Genomic DNA, 13,305 nt, shown 5'->3' with positions numbered 1-13,305 from the left:
AGTGGCGATTGCGGGCAACTGGTTCCTGCACTGCAGACCCACCAAAAGGTGTGCAACAACTGGCACGGCGTTTATGTCGGAAATGCCACATCTGGCACAAAACGGGTTTTTTGAAGAGATAAACGCCTTGTTTATCAATGGGTTGAAAATGTTTAAAGGTTGGTACGTTCGCTGCTCTCCCTTAATGGCCATTGGTGGCATCACAACTGCGTATCAGGAGATAAACGTGGAAGGGAAAGACATTCAGCGAGACGGAACTGTTATTGGAGTAATTGCGCTGGATCTGGGAGGGCTTGCGAGGACAAGCGAGAAGAAACTTAGGGGGTTCATTGGCAAACGAGTGTTCAATCAGGCCGATGTGGATGACCTGATGCAGATGACGTACCTGGAAGCCTGGCGCAACCAGCACAAGTTCATGGGCACCTCACGACCTGAAACCTGGCTGTTCGGCATTGCAGCGAACCTGGTCAGGAACCACTTCAAAACGTTTTACAACCAGCCTCAGCGCATGGAACTGACCGATACCGAAATGGAGAGTTTCGAGCACGGTCATGACCCGAGCATGCTGAGCGATCATCAACGCACATTAGGAAGAACCCTGGCGGCCATTGAGGAACTGTCGGTGGATATGCGCGCGGTACTGGACCTGGTCGTCGATGCCGACGTCAGTTACCAGGACGCCGCACGACACCTGGCCGTCCCGATCGGCACCATCCGCTCGCGCCTGGCGCGGGCCCGGGGACAGCTCAAATCCAGTGTGTATTCCAAGGAGGTTCACTGATGAACAGTTTTGTCGACAGGCACTCACTGCAACGCCTGCCACGCGGTATTCGTGAATCGACCGACGACGATCTGCCGGCAATGATGAGTATTTTCAACGAGACCGCAGCCAGCGGTGCCAATTCTCCCGTGACTCGACCCATGACATACGAAGAGGTGAAGTTCTACGTCAATCTCTACAAGCGCGATGGCCTGCCGGTGTACGTCTACGAACGGCGGGGTGAGGTGCTGGGCTGGTTGTCGATCAACCGGTTCAGTTGGGGCACGCAGGCGTGTTTCCAGACCGGCGAGACCGCGATCTATGTGCGCGGCGACCACTACGGCAGCGGCATCGGTGTGGTGCTGGGTAAGGCGACCGTGTTGCTGGGGCGACAGGTTGGGCTGGAGAATCTGGTGGCCTGGATCATGGCGGCCAATCGGCCGAGTCAGAAGATTGTGACGGCCATCGGTGCGCGCCTGTGGGCCCGCCTGCCGAACATTGCCCGTTTCGGCGAGCAGCGTGCGGATGTGCTGCTGTTCGGGCTGCCCCTGACCGGCTCGCACACTGCGCCGGTGCAGGTTCACGTATCGGAGGCTGTCTGATCCGCTGAGCGACGCAAGGGTCTGCATCAGTGATTTTCAGGGTGCAGACCCCGCATGAAAAAGAACGGCGCCACCCTTTCGGGTCGCGCCGCTTTTTATTGCTGTGAGCTGTCAGCGATCAAGCGATCGGCTGATCACTCCACTCGCCGTTGACCAGGCGACGCAAGCCCAGCGGGTTGGCGTTCTGCAGGGCAGGCGGCAACAGGCTGTCAGCCAGGTTCTGGTAGCAGACCGGACGCAGGAAACGGTCGATGGCCAGTGTGCCCACCGACGTACCGCGTGCATCCGAAGTGGCCGGGTATGGGCCGCCATGGACCATCGCTTCGCACACTTCAACACCGGTCGGGTAGCCGTTGTACAGAATACGGCCGACTTTCTCTTCCAGCAGCGGTTGCAGCCAGCTGTACTGGCTCAGGTCGGCAGGTTCGCCGATCAGCGTGGCGGTCAGTTGACCGCGCAGCGCCAGCAGCGCCTCTTTCAATTGCGCGTCGTCAGCGACTTCGATGACCAGTGTGGTCGGACCGAAGACTTCTTCCTGCAACAGTTGATCGCCATTGAGCAGCAGGCTGACGTCAGCCTTGAACAGCTGTGCCTGAGCCTGTTTGCCTTCCTGCGGCTTGCCGGCCAGGTGAGTGACACCCGGATGCGACAACAGGTGCTCGACGCCCTTGCTGTAGCTGCGCAGACCGCCTGCGTTGAGCATGGTCTGTGGTGCCTGGCTGCCCATCTGCTCGGTCAGTTGCTCGAGGAACGACGAGAAGGCAGGGGAGCGCAGACCAATGACTACGCCTGGGTTGGTGCAGAACTGGCCGGCGCCCATCACCACGGACGCTGCGAGTTCCTTGGCCACGGTTTCGCCGCGCGCAGTCAGAGCGCCCGGCAGCAGGATGACCGGGTTGATGCTCGACATCTCGGCGAAGACCGGAATGGGTTGCGGCCGCTCGGCAGCCATTTTGCACAGGGCGTTGCCGCCATTGAGCGATCCGGTGAAGCCGACAGCCTGGATGGCCGGGTGCTTGACCAGACCTTCGCCCACGCCGTTGCCGAAGATCATGTTGAACACGCCTTTCGGCATGCCTGTGGCTTCAGCCGCACGGATGATGGCGCTGGCGACCAGGTCAGCCGTCGCCATGTGGCCGCTGTGGGCCTTGAACACGACCGGGCAACCGGCGGCCAGCGCGGCAGCCGTGTCGCCGCCAGCCGTGGAAAAGGCCAGCGGGAAGTTGCTGGCACCGAACACGGCAACCGGGCCGACGCCGATGCGGTACTGGCGCAGGTCAACGCGCGGCAGTGGCTTGCGGTCCGGCAGGGCCTGGTCGATGCGCGCACCGACGAAGTCGCCACGGCGCAGAACCTTGGCGAACAGACGCATCTGACCGCTGGTACGGCCGCGTTCACCCTGGATACGCATTTGCGGCAGGGCGGTTTCCTGGCAGACGATGGCGACGAAGTCATCACCCAACTGGTCCAGTTCGTCGGCGATGGCATCGAGGAATTCGGCGCGGCGAACCGGGCTCAGTTGACGGTATTCAGGGAAGGCGTTTTTCGCAGCCAGAGCTGCCGCGTCGATTTCGCCGTCGGTGGCCTGATGAAAACTGTAGGGCAGTTCTTCGCCCGTGGTGGCATCCAGACTTTTTTGCAGGCTTTGGCCCAGAGCGCTGCGGCCGCCAGCGATGAAGTTCTGGCCGAGAATGTTAGGCATCGGTATCTCCTGTTGTTTTGAAGGTGGAGGCGGGCGCCGATTACAGGGCCTTGCGCTCCTTATGGGTTGCCGAGTTGCTTTACGGTGTTCGGGGTTGGCTGGCGTTCGTCGAGCAGGCCAGCCCTCCAGTCTCTGGAAAGTCGGCAGTCATCGTACAACTTGAATCGCTGCCGATGCAACTGCCGGGCAGCGTTTGTCACGGTCCGACGACTGCGCGCAGGACGGCGGCTCTCTATCGAACAGGAACGCCTTGTTCCCGGAATCATGAGCCGTGTTTATGACCCTTTAAGGGTATGCAATGCTTCAAGCATCTGACGAAGTGCCTTGCTGACCGGTTTGTCCTGACGCAGCACGATGCCCAGGGTGCGGCCCAATCGCGGCGTCAGCGCATGCACCTGCAGGCCGCGGCGATGGTGAACCGCAGCCACCGACATGCGTGGCACGATGCTGTAGCCCAATCCGGCGGCGACCATTTCCTTGATCGCTTCGATGCTGCCCAGCTCCATCACCGGCTTGACGCGAATCCCGGCCTGTAGATACCACTCGTTGATCAACAGCCGCGTACTGCTTCCGGCTTCGAACACCACCAGCGGCAGTTCACTCAGATGTTCGGGCGTCATCGCATCGGGGAGGGGCCGATGGCTGCTGGCGAAAATGGCGACGAATTCGTCATCCAGCAGGGGGGTGACATCAAGGCTGCGGCCTGAGGCGGGCAGAGTGACCAGCGCCAGATCCAGCCGGTTTTCTTCCACAGCCTTGAGAATGCCGTCGGTGTTACCGGTGCTGACCCGCACATCCAGCCGTGCAAAGCGTCGACGCAATGCCTGTAATAACGGCGGCAGTAGGTGAATACAGGCCGTGGCGCCGGTGCCGATGGCGACCTGTCCGGCAATACCGTCGGCGTGGCTGGACAGGTCAAGCAACGCGTCCTCGACCACCGCATCGATACGTGAAATGTGCTGCAGCAGAGTCTCGCCCGCCGAGGTGGGTTTCAAGCGTTTGCCCACGCGCTCGATCAGACGCAGGTTGAGTTGATCTTCCAACTGCCGCACTTGCAGACTCACTGCAGGCTGCGTCAGGTGAAGCCGCTCGGCGGCAGCGGAAAAACTGCCATGGGCGATGACCAGTGAGAAGGTATGCAGATGATTCAGGTTCAGGCGGCGCATGACAAAGTATTTCTTATGCTGTGGATGATTAATCATAGCTTTTTTAATGAAGGCGACGAACGCATCATTGCAACCACTCCCTGACACCCTTCAAGAGCCTGCCATGAGCCTGATATTCAACCTGCGTGACGCCCGCGAAGACGACATGCCTGTCATTCAAGCGATTTATGCCGACCACGTCCTGCATGGCATCTCCAGTTTCGAACTGGAACCGCCCAGCGTTGGAGAACTGGCGCGTCGCCGCGCACTGGTCCTTGAGAGCGGCTTGCCGTATCGGGTGGCCGAGCATGCCGGGGAAGTCGTGGGTTATGGCTATGCCACGCCTTATCGGCCTCGTCCGGCGTATCGCTTCACCGTGGAAGACTCTGTTTATGTGCGCAATGGAATGGGCGGCATGGGCATTGGCAGGGCGCTGCTGGGTGATCTGATCTGGCACTGCGAACAGGGTGGCTGGCGGCAGATGGTGGCGGTGATCGGCAACAGCGAAAACGCCGCGTCCATCGGCCTGCACGAAAGCTTTGGATTCCGTCGGGTCGGGGTGTTCGAATCAGTGGGGTTCAAGCATGGCCGCTGGGTGGACACCGTGCTGATGCAGTGTGCGCTGGGTGATGGCGCCTCGACGTTCCCCGTTGATCGCACGGTCTGACTGGCATGCACAGTCCCGACCTGTCCCGGTTCGCCGTTGTCAGGCTGGGCTTGGCACAGTTGATCATCTGGGGCACCACGTTTTACCTGCCGGGTGCGTTCGGTAACGCTATCGCTGCAGATCTGGGCTGGAGCGGGCAGCGGGTGTTTTCCGGCCTATCGGTGGCGCTGCTGGTCATGGGGGTTGTATCGCCAGCCGTCTCGTGGCTGATCCTGCGCCTGGGGGCTCGTCAGGTGCTGCAACTGGGCAGCATGCTGGCAGCTTCAGGGTGTTGCGTGCTGGCGCTGTGCGAAACCGTGCCGGTCTGGTTTCTCGGCTGGGCCGTGCTGGGCGTTGGCATGCGTCTGTCTCTTTACGACGCTTTGTTTGCAGCGCTGGCCGGGCTGATCGGGGCGCGCTCCCGGCCAATGATGGTGCAAATCACCCTGCTGGGCGGTCTGTCGTCAGCCGTGTTCTGGCCCTTGGGTCATGCGTTGCTGGAGACGTTCGGCTGGCGCAGCGCGGTGGCGGTTTACGGATGTTTCGCGCTGCTGGGTGGTTTGCTGATGAGCGGACTGCCCGATGCGGCAGCTCCCGTTGCCAGGCCCGCCGATGACATGCCCGATGCGGAAGTAACGGCAGGCTGGCTGCGCCAGTTGGGTTATGCGCTGTGCATGATGTTGATCGGTTTCGTGTCGGCGGGGTTGTCCGCCCATTTGCCGGCCTTGCTGGCATCTTTTGGTGTACCTGTGGCGTGGGTGGCGCTGTGGGGCATTGGCCAGACCTGTGCACGGCTGATGAGCCGCGTGATGGGGCAGAACCTGTCGGCCTTGCGCCTGAACGTCTGGGTCGCGGCCGGGATGGCGCTGTGTTTCGTCCTGGCCTTGCACAGTCAGGGGCTTGTGGTGCCGGCGTGTCTGTTTGTTTTCGGTTACGGCGCGATGAACGGGCTGGGCACGCTGTTACGGGCCAGTCTGCCGTTCGAGCTTTTTGCGCATCATCACTATGCGCGCCTGCAGGGCCGCCTGCTGGCGCCCGGTTTCGTGCTTTCTGCAGCCGCGCCCTGGTTTTATGCCTGGGTTCAGGAGGCTGCGGGTAATCGGGGCCTGTTGTGGCTGTCGCTCGGTATCAGTTGTGTTGCGCTGCTGATGGCGCTGATTCTGCAACGGCACTGCCGTCCCACGCTGTCCGTCCCCGTGTGAAATACCATTCATGGTCAATACCGTTGCCAGCTTTTACCTGAATGGTTAGGGTACGCGGCTGTTCAAGAAGGAACCTGATATGACCCAGCATGATCCCAGGGAAACGGTTGCCACGGCACCTCGGCAACGACGTGCACCGAAGGGAGAAAAAAGACGCGAAGAACTGCTCGATGCCGCCTTGCAGGTATTCTCGCTGGAGGGCTACACCGGCGCGTCCGTGGCCAAGGTGGCGGCCATCGTGGGGATTTCCGTTGCCGGATTGCTGCATCACTTTCCGAGCAAGATTTCTCTGCTTATGGGTGTGCTGGAACGACGCGACGAAGTCAACGGGCGCATCGCGGCTGAAGTGCGCACGGACGACAGCCTGACTGGTCTGCTGGGCGGTCTGCGTGCGATCAATCAATCCAACTCGACTGCACCGGGCGTGGTGCGGGCGTTCTCGATTCTCAATGCCGAAAGTCTGCTGGACAACCAGCCTGCCTATGAATGGTTCCAGACCCGCTACGCGCGCATACACGCGCACCTGCTGGCGCAGTTCACGGCGTTGGTGGAGCGTGGGGAGGTGAGGGCGGATGTGGATCTGGACATGCTGATCCAGCAGATCCTGTCGATGATGGACGGGTTGCAGATTCAATGGCTGCGCTTTCCCGAGCGGGTGGACCTGGTCGAGACGTTCGATGCCTACATTGCGCAGGTCGATGCAGCAGTAAGGGCTCGTCCTTGAGCCTTGTTCTGTCCGTGATTCAGTCAGTCACTGCGTAAACGCTTACTCGACCGTCTGATCGAACACGCCGCCGGTTTTCACCGGTGGCTTCTCGACGTTCACCGAGTTCAGCGCCGAACGTGGCAGCGGGTTGCTGGTGGTGGTCGAGAGTTCCTGGCGGAACGAGTTGGTCAGCTTGGCGTTCAGGCGAATGTCCTGCGACGAAGCACCCAGAGACAGGTTGAAGGTGTCGGCGTCGACCACCCACTGATTGGTCTTGGTGTCGAAGTAGGCCAGCGAGCGATCATTCAGCTCGATGGTCACGCGCTTGCTTTCACCCGGCTTGAGGAACACCTTCTTGTAGCCTTTGAGTTCCTTGATCGGACGCTCGACTTTCGGGTTCTGCTGACCGACGTACAGCTGCGCCACTTCCGAACCGCCCACCTTGCCGGTGTTGGTCAGGTCGAACGACACCTTGATCGGCGTGTTGCCCACCGCAACGCCTGGCGTCACGCTGATGTTGCTGTAGCCGAAGGTGGTGTACGACAGGCCATAGCCGAACGGATACAGCGGCTTGATGCCTTTCTTCTCGTAGCCGCGATAACCCAGCATCAGGTCATCCTTGTAGCTCATTTCGGCCAGCGAGTTCTGGTTGTCGAATTTCGGGAAGGTCTCGAAAATCGGGTTGTCTTCGATGTTGCGTTCGATACTGATCGGCAGCTTGCCCGACGGGTTGACCTTGCCGAACAGGATCTCAGCCAGTGCCTGGCCGCCGTTCTGACCCGGGTAGAACGCGTGCAGGGCTACCGGAACCTGCTCGATCCAGTCGCTCATTTTCAGACCGGTACCGCCGAACATGGTCACGACGGTGTTCGGGTTGACCTTGGCGATGCTCTGGATCAACTGGCTCTGGTACTCAGGCAGATCGAAGCTGTGGTCGAAACCTTCACCTTCGTATTCGCTGCTGTTACCCACTGCCACCACGACAGCGTCGTAGGCCGACAGATCCTGAGGCGCGTTCAGTGACGCCCAGCTCATCTGTACGCCCACCAGGCCGCCCATGGTCGACAGGTAGCCGGCACGGCGCGAGTATTCAAGCTTCACGTCGTAGGACTGACCCGCCTGCAGGTTGATCTTGGCGAATTCCGGGATGGTTGGCGGAATGCTGTTGCCCGGCAGTGGCTTGCCGTCACCGTTGTCGATGATCAGCTTGCCATTGACCCACAGGCGCACGGCACCGTCAGCACGGACCTTGAAGACCTGATCACCGCTTTCGGTCGGTGTGATCTTGCCGGTGTAGCGGATCGAGGTCGACGAGGTGTCGCCGTTGAGCGAGCCTGCGGTCGAACCTTTGCTGGTGTACGGGTCGGAGCCGGACAGATTGCTTTCGAACGGCAGGTCCTTGTCGTTGGCCCAGTCCAGATCGACATGCTGCTCGGTACGGGTCACGGCAGCATCACCAGACCAGTTGGCATTGCTGAAGTACTCGGCCTTCATGCCCTGGATGTCTTTGCCCGCCTGGTCTGTGCTGCTCCAGGTTGTGGTAGTCGGGTCCAGCGACAGGCCGTCGATGAATTCGACCTTGGCGTTCGGCGCCATCTGCTGCAGACCGCTCAGCTCGCTGATGTAATGGCTGGCCATGACATTGGCGCTGCCGAAACCGGTCGGTGGGGCGTACTTGGCCAGGTTGCCGACCACGGCGATGCGCTTGGCTTTCTGCTTGTCCAGCGGCAGCAGATCGTTCTGGTTCTTCAGCAGCACGATGCCTTCACGAGCAGCGTTCAGCGCGACCTTGTTGCTGGTTGCGCTGTTCATGTTGTGCAGGGTCGACGGGGTCTTGCTGTCGAACTTGTACAGGTAGATCTGCTTGAGGATGCGGCGGACCTTGTCGTCGATGGTCGCAGCGCTCAGCTCACCGCTGTCCAGGTAAGGCTTGAGAACATTGCTGTTCATCTGAAAGCCCATCATGTCCAGGTCGGTGCCCGCCTGAGCGGCGTCCAGACCATGGACCACTGCGTTGTAGTCGCTCTGCACGAAGCCTTTGTAGCCCCATTCCTTCTTCAGGATCTGGCTGATCAGGTGATCGTTTTCGCAGGCGAATTCGCCGTTCACTTTCTGGAACGCGCACATCATCATCGCGACGTTGCCGTTCTTCGAGGCCGATTCGAACGCAGGCAATGACATTTCGCGCAGTACACGCTCGCTCATGATCTGGTCGAGGTTGAAGCGGTTGCTTTCCTGGTCATTGGCCGCGTAGTGCTTGGCGTTCGCCCACACACCACGAGACTGGATGCCGTTGATCACGCCCGGTGCCAGGCTGGCGCCGAGGAACGGGTCTTCACCGGAGAGGTATTCGAACGCACGGCCGCCGTATGGCATGCGGTACAGGTTGACGCCAGGGCCGGTGACGAACTGATAGCCGCCGACTGCCGTGTCATAGCCCAGCGCACGGCCCAGGTCGATGGCGCGACGCGGGTTCCAGGTGGCTGCAAGGTTAGGGCCGGACGGATAAACCACGCCCTGAGCGTTGCCTTCACTGGTGTAACGCACGCCAACGCCGCCGTCGGCGCCGTGAATTTGCGGAACGCCGTAATTGGAAAGGGGTTTCACATCCCAGCCGCCCGTACCGCCGATATAGGCCAGCTTTTCTTCCTGGGTCATCTTGTCCAGCGTCTTCTGTGCCGCTTTTTCAGCACGGGCTTCCCGTGCCTGCAGCGTCGAAGCGTCAGCAGCATGCACCTGCGATACTGCCAGCGCCAGCAAGGCCAGTGCGGAATGCGCACCCATCATCTTTCGCTTATTCATACAGCTCTCCAACGACATTTCAATTAAAAGTTTTCCCACAGGCAGTCGTATTATTCAGCGCCTGGCTGTGTTCTTTTCTTTAGGCAACAGTGACCCGTAACCGCGACTGACGCTGTTATTACAGCGTGCGATTCGTGGACTTTTTGAATCAAGTTTCACGTTTTAGTTGTTATGTTTTATATTGCGGGGAGTGACATCATTGAGCTATCATTGATGGCACTTTGAATTCGCAAAGCGTTACAATTAAGTCGAAATTCAGGCGTTAATGTCAAACAAAAGCGTATTTTTCTTGTTTTTGTGGTTTTTTTCTTACACTTCAGGAACTCTTCTTAAACCTACTGGTCGATGGGTTTAAGATTTTTCAGGTGCCCTCAGGTCTATGTTGCGTTTCCAGTAGTGGCACTGTGGTGTTCTTTCCGATCTTTATCGTTAATGGCCCTTCCTGTTGGAGGGTTTAATGTTTTATCCAGTGGAGTAATTGTTATGAAGTTGTCCAACATGGCAGCAGGTGTAATGGCGGGTCTGGCATTGAGCGGTGCGGTTCTTGCCGCCGAAGCGACGGATACCGATGCAACCTCGGGTGCCACCGATTCGACCGTCATGACCCAGACCACCGACGCAAAAGCGGAGCAAAAGGCGCAGCAGCAGAAGACTCAAACCACAAAAGGTGGTCGTCCACAGAACGCAACGCCTCAGAAACAGTCAAACTGACCGTTTGATGCTTCTGACCACGACCCTTGCAGTGCCTTTTCAAGGCGGGCGAGGGTCGTGAACCTGTCCCTCCGAGTAGTAGATGTTCTCGCCCATGCAGCCAATTCCCGTCGATGCCTCTCGAATACTGATCCCCGATTCAGGGCAGGTGTGTGCCTGGCTGACGGAAAATGCCGGCCTCAAGCCTCAGGATCTGGAGCGCGCACAGCGCTTGCAGCAGGAGTCCGAAGGCACGGAGCTGCTTGGATTGTTGACGCGGCTGGGACTGGTGTCCGAGTTCGAACTGGCACGCGCCTGGGCTGCGTTGCTGAACGCGCCTTTATTAATGGCCGAAGCGCTGCCGCCCATGCTGGATCCGTTGCCCCCGCTGACCGAACGCTTCATGCGGCAGTATCAGGTGGTGCCGGTCGGCTGGAGTGATGACGGCGTACAGGTGCTGAGCGCCAACCCCAGCGTGCTGTACCCATTTGAAGCCATTGCCTATGCTTGCGACGTGCCAGTGCAGGTGGCTGTCGGTCCACGTAACGAAGTGGAAACCCTGATCGAGCGTTATTACGGCCAGGGTCGTTCGGCGATGGGCACGTTGATCGAGAATCTCGACGACGAAGGTGGCTCGCTGGAGGACATCGAGCACCTCAAGGACCTGGCGTCCGAGGCGCCCGTCATTCGCCTGGTCAACCTGATTCTGCAGCGCGCCGTCGAACAGCGCGCGTCCGACATTCATATCGAACCGTTCGAAAGCCAGCTCAAGGTGCGTTACCGCATCGATGGTGTGCTTCACGAAGCCGAGGCGCCGCCGTCCAGTTCGTCTGCGGCAGTGATATCCCGCGTGAAGATCATGGCCCGGCTGGACATCGCCGAGCGTCGTCTGCCGCAGGACGGGCGGATCATGCTGCGTATTCAAGGCAAGGAACTGGACCTGCGGGTATCCACCGTGCCCACCAGCTTTGGCGAATCCGTGGTGATGCGTCTGCTGGATCGCCAGACCATCGATTTCGATTTTCCCAGCCTGGGTTTCGACGGCGAGCGCCTCGACCATTTTCTCGACGTGCTCGAACGGCCCCATGGCATTCTTCTGGTCACCGGCCCCACCGGGTCCGGCAAGACCACCACGCTCTACACCGCGCTGTCGCGGCTCAACACTGCCGAGCGCAAGATCATCACCGTCGAAGACCCGGTGGAATACCAGCTCGAAGGCATCAATCAGATTCAGGTCAAACCGGCCATCGGGCTGGATTTTGCCGGCGCGCTGCGCTCCATCGTGCGTCAGGACCCGGACGTGATCATGATCGGTGAGATGCGCGACCTTGAAACCTGTCGCATCGCCATTCAGTCCTCGCTGACCGGTCACCTGGTGCTGTCCACTCTGCACACCAACAGTGCGGCGGCGAGTATCACCCGTCTGCTGGATATGGGCGTTGAAAGCTACCTCATCGCTTCAACCGTCAATGGGATTCTGGCGCAGCGTCTGGTGCGTCGCCTTGACCCGGAAACCCGTGAAGCCTTCGAAGCACCGCCTGAGCTGATTGCTGAGCATGGCCTTGAGCGGTTCACCGACGAGCGCCCGATCCGCCTTTATCGGCCGCGATCCGATGCGCCGGGCGGCGGCTACCGTGGCCGTAGTGCGATCACCGAACTGCTGGTGATGAATGAAGAGCTGCGCAGCCTGCTGATGCGCCATGCCGATGCGTCCACGCTGGAAGAGGCGGCCCGTCGCGGTGGTTTGCGCACGTTGCATGAAGAAGGTCTGCGTCAGGCGGTGGCCGGCGTCACCTCGCTGGAAGAAGTGCTGCGCGTCACACGGGGTGAGGGCTCATGAGTCTGTTCAAGTACCGCGCGCTGGATGCGCAGGGCGCGCCGCAGAACGGCACCCTGGAGGCCAGGGATCAGGAGGCCGCAGTCGCCGCCCTGCAAAAGCGCGGTCTGATGGTCCTGCAGGTCGACAATGCAGGTCTCGGCGGTCTGCGCCGTGCGTTGGGCAGCGGCATGCTCAATGGCGCCGCGCTGGTCAGCTTCACCCAGCAACTGGCGACCTTGCTCGGCGCCGGGCAACCGCTGGAACGATCACTCGGCATTCTGCTCAAACAGCCCGGCCAACCCCAGACCCGAGCCTTGATCGAGCGGATTCGCGAACAGGTCAAGGCTGGCAAGCCATTGTCCGTTGCACTGGAAGAAGAGGGCAGTCAGTTCTCGCCGCTTTATATCAGTATGGTTCGCGCAGGTGAGGCCGGTGGCGCGCTGGAAAGCACCCTGCGCCAGTTGAGCGATTACCTGGAGCGCAGTCAGTTGCTGCGCGGCGAAGTCATCAACGCGTTGATCTACCCGGCGTTTCTGGTCGTCGGCGTGCTCGGTTCGCTGGCTCTGCTGCTGGCTTATGTGGTGCCGCAGTTCGTTCCTATTTTCAAGGACCTTGGGGTGCCCATCCCGTTGATCACCGAGGTGATCCTGAGCCTGGGACAATTTCTCGGCAATTACGGGCTGGCGGTTTTCGCCGGTCTGATCGTGCTGATCTGGGGGCTGATGATCAGCATGCGCGATCCCCAGCGCCGCGAGCGTCATGATCGTCGGGTACTGGGCATCCGGGTCATCGGCCCATTGTTGCAACGCATCGAGGCCGCGCGACTGACCCGCACGCTGGGCACGCTGTTGAGCAACGGTGTCGCTCTGCTGCAGGCGCTGGTGATTGCCCGGCAGGTCTGCACGAATCGCGCACTGCAGGCGCAGGTGGAGCAGGCTGCCGAGTCGGTGAAAGGAGGCGGCACGCTGGCAAGCGCTTTTGGCGCGCAGCCGCTGCTTCCCGATCTGGCCCTGCAAATGATCGAAGTCGGCGAACAGGCCGGCGAACTGGACAGCATGCTGCTCAAAGTGGCCGATGTCTTCGACGTCGAAGCCAAGCGTGGCATCGACCGTATGCTTGCCGCACTGGTCCCGGCGCTCACGGTTGTCATGGCAGGCATGGTAGCTGTGATCATGCTGGCGATCATGCTGCCGCTGATGAGCCTGACCAGCAATATCTGAATTCATGAACG

The 13,305-nt window shown here is 60.2% G+C and carries 11 protein-coding genes; 8 read left to right on the top strand and 3 right to left on the bottom strand.

Annotated elements, in window-relative coordinates; genetic code table 11:
* The first annotated feature begins 1 nt into the window (after position 1).
* Positions 2-781 (top strand): RNA polymerase sigma factor, encoded by a 780-nt coding sequence (locus tag JTJ32_RS08635; RefSeq protein ID WP_257211985.1) that lies wholly within the window; start codon positions 2-4, stop codon positions 779-781.
* Positions 781-1,362 carry a GNAT family N-acetyltransferase gene (locus JTJ32_RS08630; protein ID WP_099227953.1) on the top strand — a complete coding sequence of 194 codons (582 nt, stop codon included), beginning with the start codon at positions 781-783 and terminating at the stop codon, positions 1,360-1,362. Before JTJ32_RS08635 ends, JTJ32_RS08630 begins: the two co-directional genes overlap by 1 nt.
* A 118-nt stretch (positions 1,363-1,480) precedes the next feature.
* On the opposite strand, the gene JTJ32_RS08625 is transcribed toward JTJ32_RS08630, so the two are convergent.
* A complete protein-coding gene (locus tag JTJ32_RS08625; RefSeq protein ID WP_099227952.1) occupies positions 1,481-3,064 on the bottom strand; it encodes an aldehyde dehydrogenase (NADP(+)) in 1,584 nt (527 codons plus the stop codon).
* A gap of 275 nt (positions 3,065-3,339) precedes the next feature.
* The gene (locus JTJ32_RS08620; RefSeq protein ID WP_210041779.1) at positions 3,340-4,230 is read right to left on the bottom strand and encodes a LysR family transcriptional regulator; all 891 of its coding nucleotides are present in this window, start codon (positions 4,228-4,230) and stop codon (positions 3,340-3,342) included.
* Positions 4,231-4,333: 103 nt separating this feature from the next.
* Here JTJ32_RS08620 and JTJ32_RS08615 point away from each other — a divergent pair, with 103 nt between their 5' ends.
* From JTJ32_RS08615 to JTJ32_RS08605, 3 genes are all read left to right on the top strand, one after another.
* The gene (locus JTJ32_RS08615; RefSeq protein ID WP_099227951.1) at positions 4,334-4,876 is read left to right on the top strand and encodes a GNAT family N-acetyltransferase; all 543 of its coding nucleotides are present in this window, start codon (positions 4,334-4,336) and stop codon (positions 4,874-4,876) included.
* 5 nt (positions 4,877-4,881) lie between these two features.
* Positions 4,882-6,057: an MFS transporter gene (locus tag JTJ32_RS08610; RefSeq protein WP_210041778.1), complete on the top strand. Its 1,176-nt coding sequence runs from the start codon at positions 4,882-4,884 to the stop codon at positions 6,055-6,057.
* Positions 6,058-6,136: 79 nt separating this feature from the next.
* The gene (locus JTJ32_RS08605; RefSeq protein ID WP_099227949.1) at positions 6,137-6,781 is read left to right on the top strand and encodes a TetR/AcrR family transcriptional regulator; all 645 of its coding nucleotides are present in this window, start codon (positions 6,137-6,139) and stop codon (positions 6,779-6,781) included.
* A gap of 42 nt (positions 6,782-6,823) precedes the next feature.
* On the opposite strand, the gene JTJ32_RS08600 is transcribed toward JTJ32_RS08605, so the two are convergent.
* On the bottom strand, positions 6,824-9,565 hold the full coding sequence (locus tag JTJ32_RS08600) for a beta-glucosidase (protein ID WP_184323364.1): 2,742 nt from the start codon (positions 9,563-9,565) through the stop codon (positions 6,824-6,826).
* A gap of 483 nt (positions 9,566-10,048) precedes the next feature.
* Between JTJ32_RS08600 and JTJ32_RS08595 the strand changes: the two genes are divergently transcribed.
* The 3 genes from JTJ32_RS08595 (at position 10,049) to gspF (ending at position 13,294) form a co-directional block, all read left to right on the top strand.
* Positions 10,049-10,276: a hypothetical protein gene (locus tag JTJ32_RS08595; RefSeq protein ID WP_180274305.1), complete on the top strand. Its 228-nt coding sequence runs from the start codon at positions 10,049-10,051 to the stop codon at positions 10,274-10,276.
* A gap of 94 nt (positions 10,277-10,370) precedes the next feature.
* Positions 10,371-12,095 carry a type II secretion system ATPase GspE gene (gspE, locus tag JTJ32_RS08590; protein ID WP_210041777.1) on the top strand — a complete coding sequence of 575 codons (1,725 nt, stop codon included), beginning with the start codon at positions 10,371-10,373 and terminating at the stop codon, positions 12,093-12,095.
* Positions 12,092-13,294 carry a type II secretion system inner membrane protein GspF gene (gene gspF / locus JTJ32_RS08585; RefSeq protein WP_210041776.1) on the top strand — a complete coding sequence of 401 codons (1,203 nt, stop codon included), beginning with the start codon at positions 12,092-12,094 and terminating at the stop codon, positions 13,292-13,294. Before gspE ends, gspF begins: the two co-directional genes overlap by 4 nt.
* Positions 13,295-13,305: the final 11 nt, after the last annotated feature.

It is taken from the genome of Pseudomonas alliivorans, assembly GCF_017826695.1.
Taxonomy (GTDB): Bacteria; Pseudomonadota; Gammaproteobacteria; order Pseudomonadales; family Pseudomonadaceae; genus Aquipseudomonas; species Aquipseudomonas alliivorans.
This window is presented reverse-complemented; position numbering and strand designations above follow the sequence as displayed.